The organism is Sulfitobacter sp. KMM 9851 (assembly GCF_057178245.1).
Genome location: NZ_CM169991.1, coordinates 1027163 through 1052121 on the forward strand (window position 1 = coordinate 1027163; position 24959 = coordinate 1052121).

The window sequence follows — 24959 nt, forward strand, 5'->3', positions numbered from 1 at the left end:
CGTCGCGGATGTCGCGGCGGGTGTTTGTCGTTGGCGGGCTTGTCGCGGTTGGCGGCGCGTATTGGTCTGGGAGGGAAGCAAAAGGCGTCGCTGCTGGGATAATCAGCGCCGAAGACGCTTTGGCCGGGGTGGTGGCCGGTACGCTGGTCTTAATCGACATTCGCCGACCCGATGAATGGGCGCGCACCGGTATCGCGCGCGGCGCGCAGCCGCTGGACATGCGGCGCGATGATTTCGACAGGGCGTTGCTGGAACTGGTCGGCGGCGCGCGCGACATGCCGATTGCGCTGATCTGTGCGCGCGGTGTCAGGTCGCATAGGATGATGCGGCGATTAACGCGGGCAGGATTTACGGATGTGCTTGATGTCAGCGAAGGCATGCTCGGTAGTGCTGCCGGGCCGGGGTGGCTGGCACGCGGGCTACCCGTAGAGCAGCCCGCGTAGACGTTACTCGGCCGGAATTTCTTCGACCATTGTCAGTTGTTTACGCAGGTCTTCACGGGCGCGCCGGGCGCGTGCGACGATCGCCGGTTCGCGCAAGGTGTGCGGGCTGTCAAGGCGCCAGCCGCGTGGCAGCAGGCCGGTGATATCCAGCGCCGACAGAGCCGATAAGGGGATCGCCAAGACGAGGCTGAACACGATCGGCACCAGCCAATACGATATCAGCCCGGCAGCCAAACCAGCGGCCAGAACTAGCCCTAACAGTGTTTCTATCCAGTGAAATGCAATCAAGGTCCGCAGGGGGTATCCTTGCGCCTTGCGACACTGTGGCGACCATGCGTCCGAGCGGGTAAAGGTGGCGCGCAGCACGGCTTTGGTCTGCTGGATCATGAGGATCGGTGCATAGGCGATCGACAAAAGCACCTCGACGACAAATGCACTCAGAAAGGCCAGCCGCCCGCCAAAGACGCGCGTTGCCTTGGGGTAGGCTGCGATGATGCCCGCGCCTGCGATCTTGGGGGTCAGCAACAGCGCGTACATGATCACCAGGAACACGGCACTGTCGATGTGGCTCATTGCCGGGGGCCAATCGGGGAACAGCGGGTTTGCCTCGTTGAAATAGCGGATGACGTTGGTTTCGGCATCTTTGCCCAGCAGCGCCCAGACCACCAGCAGCACAAACCATGCGGGCGACAGCAGATAGCTGACCGCGCCGTGAAACAGATGAAACCGTGACACTGGGTGCAGCCCGGCGGTGCCCAGAAGACGCAGGTGTTGCAGATTGCCACGGCACCAGCGGCGGTCGCGCAGAACATAGTCGATCAACGTGCCGGGGGTTTCTTCGAAACTGCCTGACACACGGGGCAGGAACCGCACACCCCATCCAGCGCGGCGCAGCAGGCCTGCCTCTACGAAATCGTGGCTGAGGATCAATTCGTTTCGCCCGCCAAAGCCCGGCAGATGCGGCAGCCCGGCACATTCGGCAAAGGCTGAGGTGCGGATAATGGCGTTGTGACCCCAGTAATTGCCCTCGCGCCGCGCCCAGAGCGCAAGGCCTTCTGCCAGCAGCCAGCCATAGGCGATGTTGGAGAACTGTTGCAGGCGGGCAAAAAGCGTGTTGGCTCCGATCAGCATCGGGAAGGTCTGTATCAACCCTGCATCGGGATCGGCAGACAGCTCTGACGCCAGTCGGTCAATGGCACGTCCGGCCATCAGGCTGTCGGCATCCAAGACCACCATGCCCTCATACGCGGCCCCCCAGCCGGTGATCCAATCCAGCAGATTGCCCACCTTCTTGTCGGTATTGGCAGTGCGGCGCCGGTAGTGCACGGCAAAACCGGCCGGGGCCACGCTGCGCAGTCGGACAAAAGCCTGCCATTCCTGTGCCGCAATGGCGTCGTCACGGGTATCAGAGAGGATGAACAGGCTATAACGATGCGCGCCCCGGCGCTGTGCCAGATCAGCGAGCATTGCGGCGGCGTTGCCAAAAACGTCCACTGGTTCCTCGTTATAGACCGGCACCAGCAGTGCGATGTCGATCGGACGTACGGCGGCCGGCGGGCGGCTGTCCGCATCTTCGCGGGCCAGAATGCCCGCTACGGCCACGCCAACGGTGCTGACGGACAAGGTGACCCAGACAAAGGTCGCGCCGATCATCGTCAGCAACGCCCATTCCAGCCCGGTCATCCCGGCCCCGGCCAACCAGCCGTAAAGCCCGTAAAGCAGCAGCGCGGTGCCAATCAGCGCTGGGCCGAACACGGCCAGGCGCCAGCCATAAGACCGACGCGGTCTTTGGCCAGCGGCGGATTGTGGACCAGCCTGAACCCGGCGCTGCGGCGCGCGCGACAAATCCTGCGCCACCATCGTCAGCGGGGCGGCGGGGGGCATGTCTTGGGCGCGGGTTGTGGGGATAGGGTGCGTCATTCTTTGGTCCAACGGTAAAGCCATATTTCGCTCAACGGGGTGCCGGAATGGCGCAGTTGCGCGCGGAACTCGGCCAAGGTGGCCTCGCCCGGCTTGAAGGTAAATGCCAGTCTCGGGCCATTTGTTTCGGGATTGCGCTGAACGATGCCGGGGGTCACTTCTCCGGTGCTATTGCGCAGGACGATTTCCAGCTCTGACAGGTCGTCGGGCAGGTTTGGCGCGTCGGAAAAGTCTACCACGACGATCTGGCCGCCTTCGGGGCGTCCGCCTATGGCGGTATTCAACACCCGCAATGGCATATTATCCGATACTGCAATTGGGTCCGCGCCCCATTCGAGCGTATAGGTCATCCGGTGTTCCGCCCCCTCAGGCAGTGGGGTAGCGGGACGCCAATAGGCGACAATGTTATCATAGACCTCAAGATCGGCAGGATCTCGACGAGCGTGACCGCGCCTGCGCCCCAATCTTCGCCCGGTGTCACCCAAACGGCCGGTCGCTTGTGGTACAGGGCCTCAAGATCGTTGAAGTCAGAGAATGCACGCTTGCGCTGCATCAGGCCGAAACCGCGTGGGCTGGTGTCGCCAAAGGCACTGACTTGCAGGGTTTTGGGGTTGTGCAGCGCACGCCAAAGAACCTCGCCCGCGCCATTGTGCATCAGCAAACCGTCACTGTCGTGCACGGCAGGCCGGAAATCGGAAAACCGCTGCCGCATTGTGTCGTCGAACAGGAACATCGAGGTCAGCGGCGCGATGCCTAGATGCGTCAGCTCTTCGCGCGCAAAGATATGTGCGCTGATCTGCATCCGCAGCACTTGGCCATGGGTGATGTCAAACCGAAACGCACCTGTGCAGCTAGGGCTATCGAGAAGCGCGTGCAGAATGACATTTTCTGCCCCCGGCGCGGGGGCTTCCAGCCAGAAGGCGGTGAAGTCGGGAAACTCCTCGCCCATCGGATCGGCGGTTTTCAGCGCCAGGCCACGAGCAGACAGTCCGTAAGTTTCGCCGGTGCCGATGCCGCGGAAATAGCTGGCGCCCTGGAACACGGCGTATTCTTGGAAGATACCCGGTTTTTCCAATTCGGCGCGCAGGCGCAGTCCCGAGTACCCCAGCGTGTCATCGACAGGAAGATCCGGGAATGTGTCGGTGGTGTCAAAGACGCCCATGTCAAACTTGACCGCGCGTGCCTGACCGTCTTCGACAACGTGCAGCGCCACCGCTTGCGGGAAATACAGACCCGCAGGAAAAACATCGACGCGCTGGGGACTGTCGCTGCCGTTCCAAAGCGCGTTGCGTCCATCAAACCATATTTGGCGGTACTGGTCATAGGTCAACTTGCGCCACGCCTCGGGAATTTTGGGGCGGGGTGCATAGTTTTCGGCTGCCAACGCGCGGGCGCGTTCGACCAATGTATCGGTATCAAAGGGCGTGGCGGCGCCCAATTGCAGCCCCGGTTCCTGTGCAAAGGCGGCAGAGGGCAGAGCGGCCAAGGCGGCCAGTGATTTCAAAACGTCGCGACGCAGCATCAGGCACCTGTCTTTCTGCGCCAGGGGTGTGATTTGAACCACCCGGCGCCATACGCCACGGCAATCAAAACGGCCACCCCGGCAATATTTATGATCCAGACCACGGCCACGTCGCGGTCGGTTCGGTCCATCACAAAGCCCATGACACGGGCAAGAAACATCGACGTGATGAACACCGCGAGCGATTGCTGGCCAACCTTGAGGATCATCGCCAAAAGCGCGCCCCACGCCCGCGACAACATACCCGAGCCGGACGCCAGCAGCCGCGCGCCCCTGTCACCGGCGATGACCCAAGCAAGGTAGGCGAGGCTGAGGAAATGTACGTAGCGCAGCAGCCCAAAGTTTGATTTGTCTATCAATCCGCCCAAGGCGATGCGGGCATCAGTGATCGGGTTGCCGCTGAGGGTGTCAAAAAACCAGTCACGTTCGATGGCGCGTACGCCCAAGTTGCTAATTGGAATATTGGCCAGCACCAAGGCGGCGGCAATCGCAATCAAAACCGGCGTCACCGGAGGCTTGGGGAGCCAGCCGCGCATAAGGGCAAAGCCCGTGAAGAAGATCAGCTGCCAACCAAAGGGGTTAAAGAACCAGCGCCGCTCTGACCAGGGTTCGGCGGGAAGAGCGAGATGCAAATCCCCCAAGCCGAGGCGCAGCAAAAGCGCCTTTTGTGCCAATATCCACAACGAGATAACCAGGATCGCGACCAACCCCAGATGTACCCGCGCCAGCGCCATGACCACCGGCAGCAACAGCAGCACAACCATATACATCGGCAGGATATCAAAATAGTTCGGCACATAGGTCAGGCTCAGCAGGCCAACCAGTTGCGGACCGGGATCGGCAAAGAATTTCCACAGATTGAGCGACCCAATGTAATGGGTGTCAAAGCCGCCGTAGATGTCAAACGCCGCCATCAATGTGGCGATGGCGACAAACAGCCCGATATGCGCCCAATAGACCTGCCACACCCGAAATCCGATCCGCGCTGTGCCCAAACGCCAACCCATCCGGTCATAGGCACTGCCGAACGCAATCGCGCTGGCCATGCCGGAGCAGAACACGAAGATTTCAGTCGCATCAGAAAAACCCCAGCGGGCCGGAATCCAAGAAGACAGGAAATTCCCCGGCGTGTGGGAGATCAGGATGATGAACATCGCTATGCCGCGAAAGAAATCCAGCCGCAGGTCGCGGATTCGCCCTGAACTGGACGCGCCGAGTGCCGTCACCGGGCGGGACGCGATATATGTCGATGGGTCGGCAAGTGTCATGGCCGTGGATATTTCCAGTAAAAATAGGGCTATTGAGCGGGAATCCGGCGCGCGAGAGACAGGCGTTCTAGCCGGGTGGTGGTAAATCGGTCACGGTGACCTGCGCGCAAGGCAAGACGCTCCAGCAAGATGGATTCAGTTTCGTCGAAATGGCCCGCACGCAGACCCGCGTCAATGGTCATACGTTCAAAAACATCGCGTTGCGCATGACTTCCGCCGATTGTGGGCATGGATGGGCGGGCTTTCGCCAACTGGGTGAAGGCGTCGCCGTAACGTCCTTCTGCAAAAGCATTTAATCCCGACAGTGCCGCGCACCCCGGATCGGCCACACGCGCCGCCAGATCGCCCGATTGGTGCGCCTCGCGGGCAAATCGCGCCGCCAGTGCGCGGCGTGGTGCGTCGCGTTCCGCGCCACTCAGCGCCAGCATGTAATGCAGATCCGCAAACACCAGACAGCCGTCCTCCACCCGATTTTCCGACAGTTGGGCAAGCTCGTCCCAGCGGGCGCCGACGGCCACACCTTCCAGTTCGAGGCGCATCAGCAAAGACGTGGCGTTTGCGATATCGCGGTAATCGTCCGACCTCTCGGCGCGGATCTGGGCATCGTAAAGCGCCAGTGCCACGTCCAGTTCGCCCCGGTCCAGATGCAGCAGCGCCTTGTGCCACCAGACATGATACCGAAAGTTGTTTGATTGACCCCAGGCGGCGATATGACTTTCGATCAGGGCGATCCCGGCGTCCGGTTCGGCGCGCATGTCATGTACATGCGCCACGGCATGCAACCCCCAGGCATCATCCGGGGAAAGAAGTAGGCCCGCGCGCCCGGCGGCTTCGGCAGCGGTGTAGTCGCCGGTTTCCTCCAGCGTGAAGGCGTGACAGCCCAGCATATATCCTCTGAGGGGATGGTCGTGCCCATGGGCGGGCAGCACCCGTTCGATCGACGCACGCATCCCGCGCACATCGCCCAGGATGAACCGGATGGCATGGCTTAGCTTGGCCGTGAACGTGTCCTGGGGGCAGTCGACCAACACAGTCTCCAGCGCTATGACCGCCGCCGTCGGACTGCCTGCCAGCCAGCGCTCCAACGCGGTGACCCAACCCGCCTCGCGCGCGCTCGGTGGTGCTGCCCGTGTCGCGGCCTGCGCCGCAACAGCGGCCGCCTCGGCAACCGGCCACATCTCTGCGCGGCCCAGCAGCAGTGAAAACAACCCCTGCGCGGCATGACCAATCGCCAGATCGGGGGCGGCGTCCAACACTGCGGCCAAATGTTGTGGGGTCTGCGTGCCATGCGCCAGAAAGGCACGCACCATCGCGTTCCAATGCGCGAGCACGGCCGTATCCACGAGAGAGACAGGGGCATTGCAGATGTCGTTTTTCATGGCAGAGCCTTTCAGCGGCAAGTTCTCCGCAAAGTGATACCTTGAAAAACCTCAGTTTATGAACGCCTGAGCGGCCATCACACATCAACGTGACGGGTGCGCCCTGTTTCGTGAGCGATTGTGTCAATGGCGCTGCGGCGCATTTGGGGCGGGTCAGTCATCGCCTTTGGTTTGGGCAAACTCGGCCCGCACAGCATCGGTGTCCTGACCGAAATGCGGCGGTGGGCGGCGATAACGCACCGGTGTACGCGAAAATTTAAGGGGATTCCCCAGTAGTTTTACGGCGCCACCTGCAATATTTTCATGAGGCACCGACACGACTGCGCCCCGTGCCTGCGCCTGATCCGAATTCAGTGCTTCGCCAATGGTGTTGATTGGCCCAGCGGGTACTTTTACAGCATTCAGCCGCGCCAAAATGTCTGATTTGGCCAATGACTTGAGGGCGGGATTGAGATGCGTCATCAGCGCCTCGCGGTTCTCGATCCGGCCCAGGTTGGTGGTGAAGCGGGGGTCCTCGGCCAGACCGTCCAGCCCGATCGCGTCGCAGAATCGCGCAAATTGCGCGTCGTTGCCAACCGCCAGCAGGAAATGACCATCGGCACATTCAAAGGCGTCATAGGGCACGATATTGGGGTGCGCATTGCCCCGGCGCAGTGGCAACTGGCCAGAGGTTAGGTAATTGGTTCCCTCATTCACCAGCCAGGCCATCTGGCTGTCGACCAGCGACAGATCGACATGTTGTCCGTCGCCTGTTGCATCGCGGTGGCGAAGTGCGGCAAGCACGCCGATGGTGGCATACATGCCGCACATCACGTCAGCGATGCCGACACCGACCTTCATCGGTGCTCCGTCGGGCGTGCCCGTGATTGACATGATCCCACCAAACCCCTGCGCCATCAGATCATAGCCGGGCAGGGCGCTGTTCGGGCCGGTCTGGCCGTAGCCCGAGATCGAACAATAAACCAAACCGGGATGCGCGGCGCAAAGCGTGGCAGCATCCAACCCGTATTTTGCCAGTCCGCCGGGCTTGAAGTTTTCCACCACCACGTCAGCGCGCGCTGCAATTCGGCGCAGCAGCTCTTGGCCCTCAGTGCTGGCAATATCCACGGCGACAGAGCGCTTGTTACGGTTAGCGGCCATGAAATAGGCGGATAGATCAGTAGGCGTGCCTGCCGCATCGCGCGCATAGTTCGGCCCCCAGCCGCGGGTGTCGTCACCCTTGGTCAGCGGGCTTTCAATCTTGATGATCTCGGCCCCCAGATCGCCCAGCATCTGCGTGCAGGTCGGCCCTGCCAGAATGCGCGTGAGGTCCAGCACGACCAGCCCGTCAAGCGCGCCCATGGTTTTGTTTTTAGATCCGTCCGTCATACGCTTCCTTGTCGATCACGGCTGCAATTACGGTGAATGTCTCTGCCAGCTGGGCATCTGCGAGTGCCGTTTGCAGTTCGGCCCGGTTGCGCACGGTGACACCCGCTCCGCCAAAAGCCAGCCCGATGGCTGCAAAATTGTGCTGCGCGAAATCGACTCCTACATTGGACAACTGACGCTCGCGCTGCTTCTTTTCGATCAGGGCGAGCGACGCATCAACAAAGACGACAAAAATCGGTGCGAGGTCCAGCTCGGCGGCGGTGGCCAATTCGCCTGCCACCATGAGAAAGCCCGCATCGCCCGAAAATGAAACGACAGTACGTTTCGGTTCGGCAAGTTTGGCACCAATGGCCAGCGGGACGGCACAGCCCATGGTGCAAAGCGCCGACGATTGCATAAGGTCGCGCGGGGCAAAGCATTCCCACATCTGGCTCAGCAATATCCGGTGCGCGCCGCTGTCTGCGCTGGCGATCGTGTCGGGCGGCAGCAGCCTGCGGCAGGTGTCGATGACGGCGGCTGGCCCCCAGACGTCATCGCGCGGAAAGGTGGCCGAGAGCGCGGATTTGACCTTGTACACCTCGCCGTCCGGCCATGTCTCTTGCGCCACGATTCCGTCGGAAAGGGCGCGCAGCGTTGCAGCACAATCTGTAATGAAGTTCAGGTTCGACTGGTGCATATAATGGTGATTGGGTTCGGCGGTGATGTCGATCACGTTCTGGCGGTCGGGCAGCCAGACATTGCGCCAGCCGGGGCGCATCTCGATCGGGTCATAGCCGACGCAGAGGACCAGATCGGCGGCGCGCACAAGCGGCAGAAAATGCGTGTCGGCCAAGGGCGACAGGCCCGCGCCGCCCAACGCCAACGCGTGATCCTCGGGGATCATGCCCTTGGCCTTGTAGGTGGTGATGACCGGGATGTTGTGGTCCTCGGCCATATCCAGAATGGCATCACCGGCGCGCTGGTTCATCGCGTCGACGCCCACGATCATCACCGGCCGTTTCGCAGCAGCGAGCCAGCCGCGCGCGGTTTCCAGATCGGCCCCGCTGGGCGCACTGGGCGACGCGGGAACGCGCGGCAGGGGGGCAGTGGCAGGCACCTGCGCGTTGGCGACCTCCACAGGAACGTCGATATGCACCGGTCCCATGCGCCCCTCAAGGGCGATGGTGACGGCCTTGTCGGCGATGATATGTGCCGCCCCGGCGGACAGACAAAAACTGGCTTTGGTCAGGGGGCGAAACACCGCCTGCTGATCGACAACTTGATGGGTATACTGCGCGGCCTCGTCGGCATCGACACAGCCCGACAGCACGATCATGGGCACCTGATCCTGCAACGCGTTGGCGACGACATTAACGCCGTTGAGGGTGCCCGGCCCGATGGTGCCGACCAGGATCGCAGGGGCAAGATCGCGGTGATGCACCCCTTCCGCCATAAAGCCGGCTGCGTTTTCATGCTTGGCTAGGACAAAACGAATGCCCGCAGCCCGCAGCGCGTCAATCAGGGTAAGAACTTCGCCGCCGGGCATGCCAAAGGCGGTGCGGCACCCCGCAGCATAGAGGCGTCGGGCAAGGGCATCGGCGGCGCGGATGGTATCGGTCATCGGGCAGGGCCTTTCAGGTGCAAGAGTGTCCCATGCCAGAAACCACGCGCGCGGGCGCGGTGCAACTCACTGTGTTGTAGAAAATGGTGCAAAACAGCGCAGGCGGTTTGCCTGCGCCGTGCGTTACCGCCGCCGGTCGCGCCGTGCGCTCATCGGTTGGAACGCGACACCGACATGGGCCTCGCAATAGGGTTTGCCCTGTTGCACGGGCAGGCCGCAGAACCAAAAATCATCGGTTGCTGGGTCGCCCACAGGCCATTTACAGGTCCGTTCGGTCAACTCCATCAAGCTGATGCGCTTGGCTTTCTTCTCGATCTCGCTGACTTTGGCCAGTGCCTCGGGGCTGATCTCATTGGCTGAAGGCTGCGGCGGCAGGGGCTGGCCTGCGGGAATGATCTGCTTGCGCGCAGGCAGGTTCGGCCGTGGCGGCGTCTCAGGCTCTGCCGGTGCGGCTGCGGCAGGTTCGGGCGCGGCGGCCGATTTAGGCGCTGCCTTGGGCTTTGCTTCGGCCTTGGGGGCTGTCGGCTTGACCTTCGGTTCCGCGGCCTTGGGGGCCGCGCCTGCGGTCGTGCGGTTCGATAGGCCCAGGCGGTGCACCTTGCCGATGACGGCGTTGCGGGTCACGCCGCCCAGTTCCTTGGCGATCTGGCTGGCGGACTGGCCTTCGCCCCACATCTTTTTCAGTGTCTCTACGCGCTCATCAGTCCAGGACATATGGGGTTCCCCAGTTAAAAAGCGGCCCATTAGCCCGGACCGCTTTGTCATTTATCAGCCCCCATTTTACCCCCTGAGGCGGCGGGTGCAAGCGGCGATCCGTTATGCGCTGGTATGCGGGTGCGGTGGCTGTGGTTTCAGCCGCGCCTCGCGCAGGGCCAGCAGCGCTGCCCCGGCTATGATAATGCCCGCCCCGATCCATGTCACCCCATCCGGCAACACGTTATAGAATAGCATGTCGTAGAAGGCGGCAAAGATCAGCGTGGCATAGCTAAAGGGCGCAACAAAGCTGGCATCCGCACGCGCCATCGCGTTGACAAAACAGGTCTGAGCCACGGCCATACAGGCACCGATGCCCGCCAGTGTCGCCCATTGCAGCGCGTTTGGCATCTGCCAGACCGCCAGAACCGCAATACTCGCTATGATAAGGCCCAGACCGTTGTTGAAAAGTAATATCTGGAAAGGGCTCTCGCGCCCGGCAAGCCGCTTGATAAAGATGAGTTCGAGCCCCATTACCACCGCCGCCGTCAGCGCCAGCAGCGCTGCGGGCTGAAAGCTGGCCGGGGTGGGTCGCAACAGGATCAACGCCCCCAACATGGCAAGTGCCGCCGCGGACCACCTGATGCGGCCCACCTTTTCACCGAGCATTGGAATGGCCAGCATCATGCCGAAAACCGGATTGAGAAAGGAAATGGCCGTGGCGTCGGCCAATGGAATATAGGCCACAGCGGCAAACATACAGGTCACGCCGCCCCAGCCGCAAACCGTACGCGCAATATGCCAGCGCCAATGCGGGGCGGCCAGCGCCGGTCGCAGTACCGCCGCCGCACTGCTAAACAGAATAAAGGCAAACAGGAACCGCCCGTGGCTGATTTGCAGCGGGTGCAGGGGCGTACCAAAGGTGTCCGTCCCCAGCGCCTTGGCCATCAGCGTAGTCGCGGCGATAAAGCTCGTGGCCAACAGGATCAGTGCGGCGGCCAGCGCGTTATTTTGGGTCTTAGCGACATACATGCGGCAGATATGGCGGGTTTGGGTGCCCCGAACAAGTTGCGAATTTGGGGTTTACCCCCGTGCAGGTTGGCGGCTATCAAAGGTCCATGATCACACGCGCAAAATATTGTATCCGACGACGCTTCGTCTGAGTTTCGTCTGAAATCCCGCGTGGCCCTGTGGGGCTGATCAAGTGCCTGTTGCGGCACGCAAATCCAAAAACCACCGCAAATCCCATTGACCCTGCGCCAACCTCATGCCCATTTGTGGACGTGACATGGCCACCCCAAAAGGACGATCCCGATGATCCCATCTGTTCTGCCGACCTATAATCGCGCCCCTCTGACCTTTGTCAAAGGCGAGGGCAGCTGGCTGATCGAGGCAGATGGGCGACGGTTTCTCGACCTTGGGGCGGGCATTGCAGTAAACGCTCTGGGCCATGCCCATCCCACATTGGTCAAGGCGCTGACCGATCAAGCGCAAGCGCTCTGGCACACGTCAAACCTCTACCAGATCCCGCAGCAGCAGGCGCTGGCCGACCGGCTTGTCGAACATACCTTTGCAGATACCGTGTTTTTCACCAACTCCGGGACAGAGTCCTGCGAACTGGCGGTCAAGATGGCGCGCAAGCATTTTTACGAAAAAGGCCAGCCAGAACGTACCGATATCATCACCTTCTCTGGCTCATTCCACGGCCGATCCTCTGCCGGTATTGCCGCAGCCGGATCGGAAAAGATGACCAAGGGCTTCGGCCCGCTGCTGCCGGGATTTGTCCACCTCGACTTTGGCGATATGGCAGCACTCGAAGATGCGATCACCCCGAACACGGCGGCGATCCTCATCGAGCCCGTTCAGGGCGAGGGCGGCATCCGACCTGTACCCGATGCCGACCTCAAGACCATGCGCGCACTGTGCGATGCACATGGCATGCTGCTGATCTTCGACGAGGTGCAATGTGGCATGGGCCGGACCGGCAGGCTCTTTGCCCATGAATGGGCAGGGGTGAGCCCGGATATCATGATGGTCGCCAAGGGCATCGGCGGGGGGTTCCCGCTGGGTGCTGTGCTCGCCACTGAACAGGCCGCTGCGGCGATGACCGCGGGCAGCCACGGCTCTACGTATGGTGGTAACCCGCTGGGCTGTGCTGTCGGCTGTGCTGTTGTCGATGTTATCTCAGACCCGGATTTCCTGGCCGACGTGAACCGCAAGGCGGGCCTGATGCGCCAGAAACTCGAGGGGCTGGTCGCCGATCACCCCGACATCTTTGAAGACGTGCGCGGGTCCGGCCTGATGTTGGGTCTGAAATGCAAGGCGACCAACAGCGACGTGGTCGCTTCGGGATACGCGCATCTGGTCATCACCGTGCCCGCCGCCGACAACGTCATCCGGCTGTTGCCGCCCCTGACAATCAGCGACGATGAAATTGCCCAGGCAACCGACCGCCTCAGCGAGGCCGCCAGCAGCCTGCGCGCCTCGTAATACTTCCTTTATAGACCAAAATATTCCTCGGGGGTCCGGGGGCCGACAGCCCCCGACACTCTCCAAGAAGAGATACGCTATGAACCATTTTCTCGATATTCACCAAACCTCTCCAACCGATTTGCGGTCAATCATCGACGATGCCGCCGCAATGAAGACCGCGCGCCTTGGCCGCCCGCGCGGCGCGCCTGATGATGATCAACCCCTAAAGGACCACATGGTCGCGCTGATCTTTGAAAAGCCGTCAACACGCACGCGGGTGTCGTTTGATGTTGGGGTGCGCCAGATGGGCGGGCAAACCATGGTGCTGTCGGGCGCTGACATGCAGCTGGGCCACGGCGAAACCATCGCCGATACTGCGCGGGTTCTATCCCGCTATGTCGATCTGATTATGATCCGCACCTTCGAGGAACAGACCCTGCTGGACATGGCCGAATACGCCACTGTGCCGGTGATCAACGGGCTGACGAACCGCACACATCCGTGTCAGATCATGGCCGATATCATGACGTTCGAGGAACACAACGGACCGATCAAGGGCCGCAAAGTGGTCTGGTCAGGGGATGGCAACAACGTCTTTGCCAGCCTCGCCCATGCGGCACAGCAGTTCGAGTTTGATCTGACCTTCACCGGGCCGCCCACGCTCGACCCTGAACCGGCACTTGACGGGCTCTATACCATTGAGCGTGATCCGAACAAAGCGGTCCAGGGCGCGGACCTCGTGGTGACAGACACGTGGGTGTCGATGCATGATCCGCAATCGGCCCGCGAGCGTCGTCACAATCAACTACGTGGATACCAGGTGAACGATGCGCTGATGGCGCAGGCGAAACCGGACGCCTTGTTCATGCATTGCCTGCCCGCGCACCGTGATGACGAGGCGACAAGCAGCGTCATGGATGGCCCTCATTCGGTGATTTTTGACGAGGCCGAGAACCGCCTGCACGCGCAAAAGGCTGTCATGCGCTGGTGCCTTGGAAAGTAAACCACATATCGTGGTCGCCGGGGCAGGGGCTGTCGGCTGTTTTGTCGGCGGCGCGCTGGCCGCCGGGGGTCATGATGTCACATTGTTGGCCCGTCCTCGGATCGCTCAAGAAATCCGCGCGCACGGGCTGACGCTGACAGATTTTTCCGGCATGGCGCAAAAGGTCAGTGGCGACACTCTCACGCTGGCGGAACATCCTGCCTGCCTGTCGCGCGCCGATGTTGTACTGGTCACCGTGAAATCTCATGACACGGCCGACATGGCCGCAACGATCGCAGCCCATGCCCGACTTGGCAGCCGCGTGGTTAGCCTGCAAAACGGCACCGGTAACGCAAATACGCTGTCGGCGGCCCTGTCGGGATTTGACCTGCGCGCAGGTATGGTTCCCTTTAACGTGGTTCCGCTGGGCCAAGGTTGTTTTCACCGTGCGAGTAGCGGCGATATCATGGTGGCCGCAGGGCCGGGGGATCTGGCGACGCGCCTAAGCGTGGCGCATCTGCGCATGGTCGAGACACGTGACATCGAAGGCGTGCTTTGGGGCAAGTTTCTGATCAACCTTAACAATGCCCTCAACGCGCTGAGCGGTTTGCCCCTGTACCGGCAATTGCACAGCCGCGACTGGCGGCGATTGATGGCCGAGCAGTGGGTCGAAGCCCTCAAAGTTCTGCGCGCACGCGGCATCCGCCCTGTATCAACCACGCCAGTCGGCGTCGGGATCATCCCGCATATCCTGCGCCTGCCGACCCCTCTGTTTAGCCGCATCGCGGCATCCATGCTGACACTCGACGCGCAGGCGCGCACGTCGATGGCGCATGATCTGATGGCGCACCGCCCGACAGAGATTGACGCCCTCCAAGGGGAGGTGCAGCGCATGGGTATTGCAGCGGGGCTGCCAACGCCCATTGCTGATATGGTGCTGCGGGTCATGGCCATGGCTGAACTGGCTGACGAGGGCCTGCCGCATCTGCCGGTCAAGGCGCTACGCGGCGAAATCTGGCGCTAGCTTACCAACCCGTTCAGCAACCAAAAGACTACAGCAGACATCAGGGCGGCCGCAGGCACAGTGATCACCCAGGCGGCGACGATGGTCATAAAATGTGATCGACGCACCAGTTTGCGGCGGCGGCGCTCCTCGGGTGCGATACGTTTGACTTCGCTCGCGGTGACACCGGGGCGCCGCAGCCGCCGTTCCATGTGCCATTCGCGGTAGAACCCCACCCCAAACACACCCCCGACGGCAATGTGGGTCGATGAAACGGGCAGGCCCAGCCAGGATGCAATGATCACCGTGACAGCTGCCGATAGTGCCACGCAATAAGCGCGCATGGGGTTCAGTTTGGTAATCTGGCTACCAACCATGCGGATCAGTTTTGGCCCGAACAGGAACAGGCCAAAGGAAATGCCAAAGGCCCCGATGATCATCACCCAGGTGGGGATCAACACCCTATCTTCAAAGCCTCCAAATTCAGTCGCGTGCACAATCGCCGCCAGCGGTCCGACCGCATTGGCGACGTCATTTGCACCGTGTGCAAAGCTTAGCAAAGCGGCGGAAAACACCAGCGGCAGCCCAAACAGCACCTTGACCGATTTGTTGCGGTTCTCCATGCCGACCGACGCGCGTCGGATCAGCGGGGCGGAAATCGCATAGGTCAGCGCGCCAACACACACGCCGACGATCAGCGCGGTTGGCATGTCGACCGAAATGACTTTCTTGAGCCCCTTGAGCGATAGATAGACCGCGAAAACCCCGGCCATCAGCCCCACCAGCACGGGCACCCAGGTGCGCGCGGCGGCGATTTTGTCTTCTTGGTAGAGGATGCGTGCCTTGATAAAGGCCAGCAACATCGCCGCCACCGCCCCGCCCAACACCGGCGAAATGACCCAGCTGGCGGCGATTGTGCCCATCGATGGCCAGTTCACCGCGCCGAGCCCTGCCGCCGCGATGCCTGCCCCCATGACACCGCCCACGACGGAGTGTGTGGTCGACACCGGCGCGCCAACCCAAGTGGCCAGGTTCACCCAAAGCGCCGAGGAAATCAGCGCCGCCATCATCGCCCAGATGAACACCTGCGTATCGGCGATACTGGCGGGATCAATGATGCCCTTGGAAATGGTCGACACCACATCGCCCCCGGCCAGCAGGGCGCCCGCGCTTTCGCACAACGCCGCGATGACGATGGCCCCGCCCATGGTCAGGGCGTTCGCCCCGACGGCCGGCCCCATGTTGTTTGCCACATCGTTGGCGCCGATGTTGACTGCCATATAGGCCCCGAACACCGCCGCCGCGACGACCACAAAGCTGACGGGCGTCTGGCCAAAGAACATCGCCGCCATGACCCCGGCCACAACGATGAATGCCAACGCAATGCCCGGCCCCACCAGGGGGCGCGCCACATAGGCGGTCGCCAATTCTACCTGTGAAATACGGTTAAGGTCGGTGTCCAGCGTCTTCCACTGGCTGCCCTGCGGTGCCTTGCCCATGCTGTCGTGATCCCCCAAGATCGCTTTTCAATCGCGGTCAGGTGACATAAGCACAGCCTTGGTGCAAGCCGTTCTGTCACAAAACGGTTACGTTAATCCGGGTCGGTGGTCGCTTACAGCGCGTTCAGAATAGCTTTGAGATCGGGTTCATCCACCAATTTGGCAGCTTCCTTGGGTGAAAACCAAGCGCGTTTGCGCAAGCTGGCTTCCGGGTATTCCTCGCTCAGGTCGCGCACTTTGGTCAGATACACCTGCGCGGTGACCGGCACGGTCAGCCCTTCACCAAGTCCCTTGGCATACTCGTAAATGCCCATCGGCTCGGATTCGATATCTGCTTTGGTCACGCCGGCCTCTTCCCAGGCCTCTTGCAGCGCCGCGCCGGCGCCGTCCAGCCCGTCGATGGGCCAACCTTTGGGTACGATCCAGCGCCCGGTATCCCGGCTGGTGATCAAGAGCACGCGTTTGCCGTCTTCTGTATCGCGGAAACACAGTGCCGCAACCTGCACGCGTTTAGGACGCTGAAGGATGGGGAGGACCATGTCCGCCCAGGCGCGTTTGAAAACGTGTGTCATGATTTCTAAATGCCTCAGAAGTGTGTTTTTATTATTAAGATCACAAGATATAGTAATTTTTAATCGAAATCAAATTGTTACGCGTACCCTTAACGCGCGGGTAAGATGGGACATTTGAATGGGCAGAGCGCGAGGCACGCAGTGATATGACCAAAGCCGCCAAAATCAAAGCAGGTGCAGACATCGGTGTCTACGGGCTTGGCACCATGGGGTCGGCGCTGGCGCTCAACCTCGCGGATCATGGATTTGACGTAGCGGTCTGCAACCGAGAAGCAGATTGGATCGCCCCCTTTCTCGCCGAGGCGGGGCCGCTGGCCGCGCGTTTAACGGGGTCGGCGACGTTGCAGGCCTTCGTAATGGCGATTGCGCAGCCTCGCACGATCCTCTTCATGATCCCGTCGGGCGCACCGATGGATGCGATGATCGCTGCGATTACCCCGCTGCTCAATGAAGGCGATACGCTGATTGACGGCGGCAATGCCGATTTCCACGACACCCGCCGCCGCTCTGCTGCGCTGTCGGGGACGGGTCTGCATTTCGTCGGCATGGGCGTGTCGGGCGGAGAGGACGGCGCACGACACGGGCCTTCAATGATGGTAGGTGGCAGCGAACACAGCTGGCAGCAGCTGCAACCCATGGCCGAAGCCATCGCCGCGAAATTCGACGGTACGCCCTGCGTGGCCCATCTTGGCCCCGATGGCGCCGGACATTTCGTAAAGACGGTGCACAACGGCATCGAATATGCCGACATGCAGATGATCGCCGAAATATACGGCCTGTTGCGCGATGCAGGTGGTCAAACAGCGCCGCAGATCGGCAGCCTGTTTGAACGCTGGCAGAAGGGGCCACTCAGCTCTTATCTGATCGAAGTTTCTGCCGCGGCGCTGCTCTCCGTAGATGCCCGCACCGGCGCGCCGATGGTCGATGTGATCCGCGACCAGGCGGGGCAGAAAGGCACCGGACGCTGGACCTTGATCGAAGCGTTGAAAATGGGCCAATCCGCCAACACGATCGAGGCCGCAGTCGGCGCGCGCGGCTGGTCGAGCGAAAAGGAAACCCGCGAACTGGCAGAACCGCTGCTGCCTGCCGGGATTCAGAATGCCGCCCTGCCGGGCGACGGTGATCTGGAAATGGCAATGCTGGCAGGGCGTATCTTGGCCCACGCGCAGGGGTTCCGCATCCTGTCTGCGGCCTCTGATGAATTTGGGTGGTCACTGGATATGGCAAAGATATCCGAAATCTGGCGTGCGGGGTGTATCATAAGATCAGCGCTGCTGGATGAGTTCGCCGATGCCTTCCGCGGCGATCTGCCCGGCGATCACCTGATCCTTGCCCCCGCGATGCGCGCGCGCCTGGGCGACAGCATACCGGGGCTGCGCCGGGTGGTCGCGGCAGCAGCAAGTCTGGGCGTTGCTCTGCCTGCTCTGTCGGCGGCGCTGGCATGGTACGACACGATGCGCCGGGCACGCGGATCGGCCAATCTTATTCAGGCACAGCGCGATTTCTTTGGCGCGCACGGATTTGAACGCACCGACGCGCCGGGCAAATTCCACGGCGACTGGAACCGTCTGGCCTGACGCAGCCATTCTCTCTTTTTGGTCAAAAATATTCCTCGGGGGTCCGGGGGTGGAAAACCCCCGGTGCTGGCCCTAGCTGCCGAACGGATCGTTGGCATATTGCACATGCGCCAGATATAACCCATGCGGCGGGCAGACTGGTCCACAGGCCGCCCGGTCCCGTGCCGCCAGCGCATGTGCCATGTCGTCCACTGTCCATGATCCCGCGCCAACCCGCTCCAGCGACCCGACAAAGCTGCGGACCTGGTTGTGCAGGAACGACCGGGCGCGCACGTCAAAATGATATTCACGCCCGGTGGGTGTATCCACCGCCATGATATCCAGCCGATCCAGCGTTTTAACAGGGCTTTCCGCCTGACAGATGGTCGAGCGGAAAGTGGTAAAGTCATGCCTTCCCAACAGCACCTTTGCGGCGGCGTGCATCGCATCCAGATCAAGATCCTGTTTGACCTGCCAGACCAGTCCGTCCTGATGGGTGGCCGGGGCGCGGCGCGCCAGAATGCGAAACAGATACCGTCGCTCAAGCGCTGAGAAGCGGGCGTGGAATTCATCGGGTACGGCCGCGCAATCAACAATCGCGATGGGGCGGGGTTTTAGATGAAAGTTCAACGCCTCTGACAGGCGGAACGGCTCCCAGATCCGGTCCATGTCGCAGTGTGCGACCTGCGCCAGACCGTGCACCCCTTTGTCCGTGCGCCCGGCGGCGGCGATATTGTGCACGCCCGGCTGCAATTTGCTCAGGGCGTCCTCGATCGCGCCCTGCACGGACGGCAGACCGACCTGTCGTTGCCAGCCGTGGAACGGCGCGCCGTGGTATTCAATTTTCAAGGCATAGCGGGGCATGGCTGCCCTCTAGCGCGCAGGCGCGGTTCTGGCAATCCCCGGTGGCAATGCCTATGTTGCGCAAAGATTGATGAGGACGGGCGCAGCATTGGGTATTACGGGCATTGCCGATGGCATATGGCGGCAGGTTGAAAATGTTACTGACACCGTCAGCGAGACCTTGTTCGAACCGGTGATCCGGCTCGGAGTGACCGGGCTTGCCCGGTCGGGCAAGACGGTGTTCATCACCTCACTTGTGGCAAATCTGCTCGATCGGGGGCGGATGCCGGGGCTGCTTGCGGCGTCCGAAGGGCGGATCGAGGCGGCTTTCCTGCAACCGCAGCCCGACGATACCGTGCCACGGTTCGACTATGAAACCCACCTTGCGGCACTCACAGGCGCCACACCCCATTGGCCCGACAGCACCCGTGCGATTTCAGAATTGCGCCTGTCGCTCAAGGTGCGGCCCACGGGGCTGCTTGCCGGGTTGAAGGGGCCGCGGACCGTGCATCTGGATATCGTCGATTATCCGGGCGAATGGCTGCTGGATCTGGCACTGCTAGACATCAGTTATACCGCTTGGTCGAAACTGGTCTTGGCGCGCATCGAAAACCGTGACGAGGCAGTGGCTTACCGCACGCTGGTGGCCGCCACGGACCCGCAGGCGGCGTTGGAGGAACCCACCGCGCGCGCCTTGGCTGGCCACTTTGCCGATTATCTGAAAACCGCCCGTGCCAATGGGTATTCCGACTGCACGCCGGGGCGTTTTTTGTTGCCGGGCGATCTTGCCGGGTCGCCGGTTCTGACCTTTGCCCCGTTACCGGGAGACGACATCGGACCGCGCAGATCACTGATCCGCGAAATGGCCCGGCGGTTCGAAGCCTATAAGAAACAGGTGGTGCAGCCGTTCTTTCGGGATCATTTTTCCCGGATCGACAGACAGGTCGTGCTGGTCGATGCCTTGGGCGCGATTCATCAGGGGCCGCGCGCGGTCGAGGATCTGCGCGCCGGCATGGGGGATATCCTGTCGGCCTTTCGTCCGGGCCGCAACAACATGCTGACGACGCTCTTGCGCGGCAAGCGGGTCGAGAAAATTCTGTTTGCTGCGACCAAGGCCGACCATCTGCATCACAGCCAGCACCCCCGCCTGAGCGCGATCATGCAGGCGCTGACCCGTGATGCCCGCGACCGCGCGCAATATGCCGGGGCCGGGACACGCGCGATGGCGCTTGCGTCGTTGCGGGCCACGACGGAGGATCAGATGATCCATGATGGCACCGCGCTCGACGTGGTGCGGGGCACCTTGCTGAACACCGACGGCACACGTGGCAAACAGGCGGCGTTTTACCCCGGAGAACTGCCCGAAGACCCCGCACATCTGCTGACCCCGGCGCGGCAGGGGGCACAGAAATGGCTGAGTGCTGATTATCAGATCATGCGCTTTGCGCCCTCGGTGTTGTCGCGCCGACCTGGAGACGGGCTGCCACATATCCGGTTGGACCGGGCTGCGGAATTCCTGATCGGGGATCGGCTGTGAGGGGTGGAGATGTCACCCAAGTGGTGATTCACCCCGCGCGGGTGCTGGACGCCGGGGCGGTCGGGGCCGTGATGGGCAAGGCAATGGATGCGCAGCCCTGGCTGCCGCGCGTGCATTCGCGCGCTCAGGACGTGGCCCATGTAGGTGCGATGATCGACGCGGGCTGGGTCAAGGTGGCCCGTCTAGAAGATGACATTGTGGGCTTTCTTGCCCGTGCGGGCAGCGAGATACACGCGCTTTATCTGCATCCGGCGGCACAAGGACGCGGTATCGCGCGTCGGTTGCTGCAAGAGGCCAAGGCGACGCGCACGCACCTTGGTCTGTGGAGCTTTCAGGCCAATGCCCGCGCCGCGCGGTTTTACCGCCGTGCCGGGTTTGCCGAGGTGACACGCACCAACGGGCTGCGCAATGATCAGCGTTTGCCCGATATCCGATTTGAATGGCAAAAGGAGGTCGCGTAATGGCCCATGGTCCAGTCTTGTTTGATCTGGAGGATGACAGCGGCCCGCAGCCGTCGGTTGCGGATGCCCCGATGGTGCCCGATCTCGACAGCGCCGCCCCGCAGGGGCAGGCCATGCAGGTCGCCGCCCGGCTGGCAGCGCGCAAGCCGTCGCTTTTGGGGCGGTTGTTCTGGTGGCTGGCGGGGGCATTGGTCGGGGCCATGGTGTCAATCACGGCTTGGTCGTTTGTGATGGATCTGCTGGCACGCTACCCGTTGCTGGGATGGGCTATGACGGTGCTGTTTGCCATGTTCCTGTTGGTTCTGGCGCTACTGTCGATCCGGGAGATGGCAGCGTTCGGGCGTCTGGCGCGGCTGGACGGATTGCGCCATGACGCGGGCGAGGCGCTGGCGCAGGATGATCTGGCCGCGGCGCGGCACGTCACTGTGCGACTGGCCGCACTCTACAAGGGTCGCGAGGACACCCGTTGGGGCCGCGACCGTTTCGCGGACCTGCAAGGTGATCAGTTGGACGCCATTGGCGTTCTCGCTTTGGCCGAGGGCGAGGTGCTGGGCCCGCTGGATCAGGCTGCAACGCGCGAGGTAGAGGCCGCGGCGCGTCAAGTGGCGGCGGTCACGGCGCTGGTGCCGCTGGCTCTGGCAGATGTCGCGGCGGCCCTGACGAGCAATCTGCGCATGATCCGCCGCATCGCCGAGATTTACGGCGGTCGGTCGGGGTTCTTTGGCTCGTGGCGGCTGACACGGGCGGTATTGTCGCATCTGGTTGCTACGGGCGCCGTGGCGGTGGGGGACGATCTTCTGGAGCCGGTGCTTGGTGGGTCGCTTCTGGGCAAGCTCAGCCGTCGGTTCGGCGAAGGTTTGGTCAATGGTGCGCTGACGGCACGTGTGGGCGTCGCCGCGATTGAGGTATGTCGACCGTTGCCTTTTGTCGCCAAGAAGCGACCCAGTGTGCGCGGCATCATCCGGCGCGCGCTGACAGGGTTGTTCGGCAAGGGATGATGTCGCGCTGATTGCGCCCGCTGGGGGACCAGCCCCCCAGACCCCCCGAGGGTATTTATGACTCAAAAAAGCACAAGAGTGTTTGGCGCGGTTGTTTGCATGCCGCACTAGAATTTAACGCCATACGTGAAGCGGCACAGGGCGGGCAGGGTGGTCTTGACCTGCTCAAGGGGATCACATAGATCACCGGTACAGCGCGCGGGCGTTGTGTAATGGTAAGACCTCAGCCTTCCAAGCTGATGATGCGGGTTCGATTCCCGCCGCCCGCTCCATTTCCCCGTTAATTCCCAACTCGAATTGCGTCCCACAGGGGCGGCAGATTGTCCAAAGCGGCAGGGCGATGCTTGACCCCGGCGAATGGGCGCGCCATGACCAAAGGCGAACGATAAAGGATAGCCCATGGCCCGCACACCAACCCCCGCCACCACAGCAAAAGAAGAGCGCGAAAAATCGCGGCGTATCGGGGCTTTGGGTGCGCTGGCGCCCTTTATGCGCCCCTACAAGATGCTGATGTTGGCGGCTGCCATGGCGCTGACATTGACGGCGGTGATTTCGCTGACACTGCCCTTGGCGGTGCGCCGGGTGATTGACAACTTTGGCACCGGAGAGACGGCATTGCTGGACCAGTATTTCGTCGCGGCGCTGGCGATCGCGGCGCTGTTGGCGGTTGGCACGGGGCTGCGCTATGCGCTTGTCACGCGGTTGGGCGAACGGGTGGTGGCCGATATTCGCCGCGCCGTGTTCGACCGGGTGATCGGCATGAGCCCCGCCTTTTACGAGCGCATCATGACGGGGGAGGTGCTGAGCCGTATCACCACGGATACGACGCTGATCCTGTCGGTGATCGGGTCGTCCGTCTCCATCGCCCTGCGCAATGCACTGATCTTTTCAGGCGGGCTTGTGCTGATGATGCTTACGTCGGCGAAACTGACGGGGATGGTGCTGCTGATCGTGCCGGCGGTTGTGATCCCGATTTTGACGCTGGGCCGCCGTCTGCGCGTGATCAGCCGCGAAAACCAAGATTGGATCGCTGCCAGTTCCGGCAATGCATCGGAATCGCTGAGCGCGGTGCAGACAGTTCAGGCCTTTACACATGAGGCGGCCAGCCGCAGCCAATTTGCCCAGATGACCGAAGCGTCTTTTGATGCCGCCCGGCGCCGGATCAAAACCCGCGCGGCAATGACTGTGATTGTCATCTTTTTGGTGTTTTCCGGGGTGGTCGGCGTGTTGTGGATTGGGGCGCGCGATGTGCGCGCAGGCGACATGAGCGCGGGCGCGCTCGTTCAGTTTGTGATCTATGCCGTGATGGTAGCAGGCGCCGTGGCGGCGCTGTCGGAAATCTGGAGCGAGTTGCAACGCGCAGCGGGTGCGACCGAACGGTTGATCGACCTGCTGCAATCCGAAGACAGCGTGAACGACCCGGAGCCCGAGCGCGCGAAGTCGCTGCCGCAATTCGTGACGGGGCATCTTGCCTTTGAGAATGTACATTTTACCTATCCCGCGCGCCCAGATGTGGCGGCCCTTGACGGTATTGATCTGGACATCAAGCCGGGTGAAACCGTCGCTTTTGTCGGGCCATCAGGCGCGGGCAAGACGACGATCATTCAGCTAATCCTGCGCTTTTACGACCCGGACAGTGGTAATATCACCCTTGATGGGCGTAACCTGCGTGACCTGACGCGCGACCAGTTCCGCCGCCACGTGGCGTTGGTGCCGCAGGACCCGGTGATCTTTGCCGCGTCGGCAGCCGAGAACATCCGCTTTGGTCGTCCCGATGCAAGCGACGAAGATGTCCGGGCTGCGGCCCGTGCGGCGGCGGCGCATGATTTCATCTCGGCTCTGCCCGAAGGTTATGAAAGCTATCTTGGGGAACGCGGCGTCATGCTGTCGGGCGGTCAAAAACAGCGTATTGCAATCGCCCGTGCCATTCTGCGCGACGCGCCCGTGCTGCTGTTGGACGAGGCCACCAGCGCCCTGGATGCCGAAAGCGAACGTGCGGTGCAGCAGGCCGTTGATCATCTGAGCAAGGACCGCACCACCTTGATCGTGGCGCACAGGCTGGCAACCGTGAAAAAAGCCGACCGAATTGTGGTGCTTGAGGCGGGGCGTATCGTTGCCATGGGCACGCATGATGAACTCGTGGCAAAAGGCGGGCTTTATGGCCGGTTGGCGCGGCTCCAGTTTACCGAAGGGCACGCGGCGGAATAGTTCTGCTGAATGATGGCATCGGTCGGAACCAATGCCGCGTCCGCGCATTATACACGAAAGGAGAACCAACATGGGTTTGTGGAATTTCGTAAAAGATGCTGGCAAAAAGATTTTTGGCGGCGAGGATGATGCGGCGCTTTCGGGCAGCGCACTCAAGGATGAACTGAAGGGTCTTGGGCTGGATTCCGATGATCTGGATATCTCGGTCGAGGGTGACAAGGTCAAGGTCAGCGGCAATGCCGCCAGCCAAGAACTGCGCGAGAAAGTCATCTTGGCTGTTGGCAACGTCAAGGGTGTCGCCAAGGTCGAGGACGACGTAAGCGGCGGCGAGGGCGAGCCTAAGTTTCATACGGTTGAAAAGGGCGATACGCTTTGGGCCGTTGCCGAAAAGACCATGGGCAATGGCGCGAAATACAAAGAGATTTTCGAGGCCAACAAGCCGATGTTAAGCGACCCTGACAAAATCTATCCAGGTCAGATGCTGCGCATTCCGAATTCTTGAAGGCGCGATCTACAATTCTTTCAAGGTAACGGGCGTGCAGCGAACTGCGCGCCCGTTTTGCATTAGTTTTTTTCAATGACGCTGGGTCGCGTCGCCTGCCAGTTACTTGCCAACAGGACCAATTAACCGCATC

General features: G+C 61.7%; 20 protein-coding genes, 1 tRNA gene and 1 pseudogene. 11 read left to right on the top strand and 11 right to left on the bottom strand.

What is annotated here, in order from left to right:
• The first annotated feature begins 8 nt into the window (after positions 1–8).
• Complete coding sequence (locus AC1965_RS05070; protein ID WP_483886199.1) at positions 9–443, top strand: rhodanese-like domain-containing protein; 435 nt, start codon at positions 9–11, stop codon at positions 441–443.
• Between the two features lie 3 nt (positions 444–446).
• On the opposite strand, the gene mdoH is transcribed toward AC1965_RS05070, so the two are convergent.
• The 8 genes and pseudogenes from mdoH to AC1965_RS05110 all read right to left on the bottom strand — a co-directional run bounded on the left by mdoH (position 447) and on the right by AC1965_RS05110 (position 11225).
• Positions 447–2363 (bottom strand): glucans biosynthesis glucosyltransferase MdoH, encoded by a 1917-nt coding sequence (gene mdoH / locus AC1965_RS05075; RefSeq protein WP_483886200.1) that lies wholly within the window; start codon positions 2361–2363, stop codon positions 447–449.
• Positions 2360–3885, bottom strand: a pseudogene (locus AC1965_RS05080) (OpgD/OpgG family glucan biosynthesis protein). The gene mdoH and the pseudogene AC1965_RS05080 overlap by 4 nt, the downstream one beginning before the upstream one ends.
• Positions 3885–5153, bottom strand: a complete 1269-nt coding sequence (locus AC1965_RS05085) for an OpgC family protein (protein ID WP_483886201.1) — start codon at positions 5151–5153, stop codon at positions 3885–3887. Before AC1965_RS05085 ends, AC1965_RS05080 begins: the two are co-directional and overlap by 1 nt.
• 29 nt (positions 5154–5182) lie before the next feature.
• Positions 5183–6532, bottom strand: a complete 1350-nt coding sequence (locus tag AC1965_RS05090) for a tetratricopeptide repeat protein (RefSeq protein ID WP_483886202.1) — start codon at positions 6530–6532, stop codon at positions 5183–5185.
• Between the two features lie 153 nt (positions 6533–6685).
• On the bottom strand, positions 6686–7900 hold the full coding sequence (locus AC1965_RS05095; protein ID WP_483886203.1) for a CaiB/BaiF CoA transferase family protein: 1215 nt from the start codon (positions 7898–7900) through the stop codon (positions 6686–6688).
• Positions 7884–9500: a thiamine pyrophosphate-binding protein gene (locus tag AC1965_RS05100; protein WP_483886204.1), complete on the bottom strand. Its 1617-nt coding sequence runs from the start codon at positions 9498–9500 to the stop codon at positions 7884–7886. Before AC1965_RS05100 ends, AC1965_RS05095 begins: the two co-directional genes overlap by 17 nt.
• A gap of 123 nt (positions 9501–9623) precedes the next feature.
• Positions 9624–10214, bottom strand: coding sequence for a GcrA family cell cycle regulator (locus AC1965_RS05105; RefSeq protein ID WP_483886205.1), 591 nt, complete (start codon positions 10212–10214; stop codon positions 9624–9626).
• A 102-nt stretch (positions 10215–10316) separates the two neighbouring features.
• A complete protein-coding gene (locus tag AC1965_RS05110; protein WP_483886206.1) occupies positions 10317–11225 on the bottom strand; it encodes a DMT family transporter in 909 nt (302 codons plus the stop codon).
• A gap of 282 nt (positions 11226–11507) precedes the next feature.
• On the opposite strand from AC1965_RS05110, the gene AC1965_RS05115 reads away from it, so the two are divergent.
• From AC1965_RS05115 to AC1965_RS05125, 3 genes are all read left to right on the top strand, one after another.
• Positions 11508–12683: an acetylornithine transaminase gene (locus AC1965_RS05115; RefSeq protein ID WP_483886207.1), complete on the top strand. Its 1176-nt coding sequence runs from the start codon at positions 11508–11510 to the stop codon at positions 12681–12683.
• Between the two features lie 79 nt (positions 12684–12762).
• Positions 12763–13668: an ornithine carbamoyltransferase gene (argF, locus tag AC1965_RS05120; protein WP_483886208.1), complete on the top strand. Its 906-nt coding sequence runs from the start codon at positions 12763–12765 to the stop codon at positions 13666–13668.
• A complete protein-coding gene (locus AC1965_RS05125) occupies positions 13658–14671 on the top strand; it encodes a 2-dehydropantoate 2-reductase (protein WP_483886209.1) in 1014 nt (337 codons plus the stop codon). The genes argF and AC1965_RS05125 overlap by 11 nt, the downstream gene beginning before the upstream one ends.
• Here the strand turns inward: AC1965_RS05125 and AC1965_RS05130 are convergent.
• Positions 14668–16149: an inorganic phosphate transporter gene (locus AC1965_RS05130; RefSeq protein ID WP_483886210.1), complete on the bottom strand. Its 1482-nt coding sequence runs from the start codon at positions 16147–16149 to the stop codon at positions 14668–14670. The genes AC1965_RS05125 and AC1965_RS05130 overlap by 4 nt on opposite strands.
• Positions 16150–16262: 113 nt before the next feature.
• The gene (locus tag AC1965_RS05135) at positions 16263–16721 is read right to left on the bottom strand and encodes an NUDIX hydrolase (protein WP_483886211.1); all 459 of its coding nucleotides are present in this window, start codon (positions 16719–16721) and stop codon (positions 16263–16265) included.
• Positions 16722–16867: 146 nt separating this feature from the next.
• On the opposite strand from AC1965_RS05135, the gene gndA reads away from it, so the two are divergent.
• Positions 16868–18298: an NADP-dependent phosphogluconate dehydrogenase gene (gene gndA / locus AC1965_RS05140; protein WP_483886212.1), complete on the top strand. Its 1431-nt coding sequence runs from the start codon at positions 16868–16870 to the stop codon at positions 18296–18298.
• 72 nt (positions 18299–18370) lie between these two features.
• Here gndA and truA read toward each other — a convergent pair whose 3' ends face one another.
• Complete coding sequence (truA, locus tag AC1965_RS05145) at positions 18371–19141, bottom strand: tRNA pseudouridine(38-40) synthase TruA (protein ID WP_483886213.1); 771 nt, start codon at positions 19139–19141, stop codon at positions 18371–18373.
• A gap of 88 nt (positions 19142–19229) precedes the next feature.
• Here truA and AC1965_RS05150 point away from each other — a divergent pair, with 88 nt between their 5' ends.
• The 6 genes from AC1965_RS05150 to lysM all read left to right on the top strand — a co-directional run bounded on the left by AC1965_RS05150 (position 19230) and on the right by lysM (position 24826).
• Positions 19230–20657 (top strand): YcjX family GTP-binding protein, encoded by a 1428-nt coding sequence (locus tag AC1965_RS05150; RefSeq protein WP_483886990.1) that lies wholly within the window; start codon positions 19230–19232, stop codon positions 20655–20657.
• Positions 20654–21118, top strand: a complete 465-nt coding sequence (locus tag AC1965_RS05155) for an N-acetyltransferase family protein (protein WP_483886214.1) — start codon at positions 20654–20656, stop codon at positions 21116–21118. Before AC1965_RS05150 ends, AC1965_RS05155 begins: the two co-directional genes overlap by 4 nt.
• Positions 21118–22116, top strand: a complete 999-nt coding sequence (locus AC1965_RS05160; protein WP_483886215.1) for a YcjF family protein — start codon at positions 21118–21120, stop codon at positions 22114–22116. The genes AC1965_RS05155 and AC1965_RS05160 overlap by 1 nt, the downstream gene beginning before the upstream one ends.
• A gap of 198 nt (positions 22117–22314) precedes the next feature.
• Positions 22315–22388 (top strand) — tRNA-Gly (locus tag AC1965_RS05165).
• A 127-nt stretch (positions 22389–22515) separates the two neighbouring features.
• Positions 22516–24324, top strand: coding sequence for an ABC transporter transmembrane domain-containing protein (locus AC1965_RS05170; RefSeq protein ID WP_483886216.1), 1809 nt, complete (start codon positions 22516–22518; stop codon positions 24322–24324).
• Between the two features lie 70 nt (positions 24325–24394).
• The gene (gene lysM, locus AC1965_RS05175) at positions 24395–24826 is read left to right on the top strand and encodes a peptidoglycan-binding protein LysM (protein ID WP_483886217.1); all 432 of its coding nucleotides are present in this window, start codon (positions 24395–24397) and stop codon (positions 24824–24826) included.
• Positions 24827–24959: the final 133 nt, after the last annotated feature.

Bases quoted from the DNA above. Each gene is read 5' to 3' on its own strand.
- AC1965_RS05110 (WP_483886206.1), bottom strand. From the start codon at position 11,225: ATGTATGTCGCTAAGACCCAAAATAACGCGCTGGCCGCCGCACTGATC.
- gndA (WP_483886212.1), top strand. From the start codon at position 16,868: ATGACCAAAGCCGCCAAAATCAAAGCAGGTGCAGACATCGGTGTCTAC.
- truA (WP_483886213.1), bottom strand. From the start codon at position 19,141: ATGCCCCGCTATGCCTTGAAAATTGAATACCACGGCGCGCCGTTCCAC.
- AC1965_RS05160 (WP_483886215.1), top strand. From the start codon at position 21,118: ATGGCCCATGGTCCAGTCTTGTTTGATCTGGAGGATGACAGCGGCCCG.
- AC1965_RS05070 (WP_483886199.1), top strand. From the start codon at position 9: ATGTCGCGGCGGGTGTTTGTCGTTGGCGGGCTTGTCGCGGTTGGCGGC.
- AC1965_RS05105 (WP_483886205.1), bottom strand. From the start codon at position 10,214: ATGTCCTGGACTGATGAGCGCGTAGAGACACTGAAAAAGATGTGGGGC.
- mdoH (WP_483886200.1), bottom strand. From the start codon at position 2,363: ATGACGCACCCTATCCCCACAACCCGCGCCCAAGACATGCCCCCCGCC.
- AC1965_RS05100 (WP_483886204.1), bottom strand. From the start codon at position 9,500: ATGACCGATACCATCCGCGCCGCCGATGCCCTTGCCCGACGCCTCTAT.
- argF (WP_483886208.1), top strand. From the start codon at position 12,763: ATGAACCATTTTCTCGATATTCACCAAACCTCTCCAACCGATTTGCGG.
- AC1965_RS05135 (WP_483886211.1), bottom strand. From the start codon at position 16,721: ATGACACACGTTTTCAAACGCGCCTGGGCGGACATGGTCCTCCCCATC.
- AC1965_RS05085 (WP_483886201.1), bottom strand. From the start codon at position 5,153: ATGACACTTGCCGACCCATCGACATATATCGCGTCCCGCCCGGTGACG.
- AC1965_RS05090 (WP_483886202.1), bottom strand. From the start codon at position 6,532: ATGAAAAACGACATCTGCAATGCCCCTGTCTCTCTCGTGGATACGGCC.
- AC1965_RS05170 (WP_483886216.1), top strand. From the start codon at position 22,516: ATGGCCCGCACACCAACCCCCGCCACCACAGCAAAAGAAGAGCGCGAA.
- AC1965_RS05130 (WP_483886210.1), bottom strand. From the start codon at position 16,149: ATGGGCAAGGCACCGCAGGGCAGCCAGTGGAAGACGCTGGACACCGAC.
- AC1965_RS05095 (WP_483886203.1), bottom strand. From the start codon at position 7,900: ATGACGGACGGATCTAAAAACAAAACCATGGGCGCGCTTGACGGGCTG.
- lysM (WP_483886217.1), top strand. From the start codon at position 24,395: ATGGGTTTGTGGAATTTCGTAAAAGATGCTGGCAAAAAGATTTTTGGC.
- AC1965_RS05115 (WP_483886207.1), top strand. From the start codon at position 11,508: ATGATCCCATCTGTTCTGCCGACCTATAATCGCGCCCCTCTGACCTTT.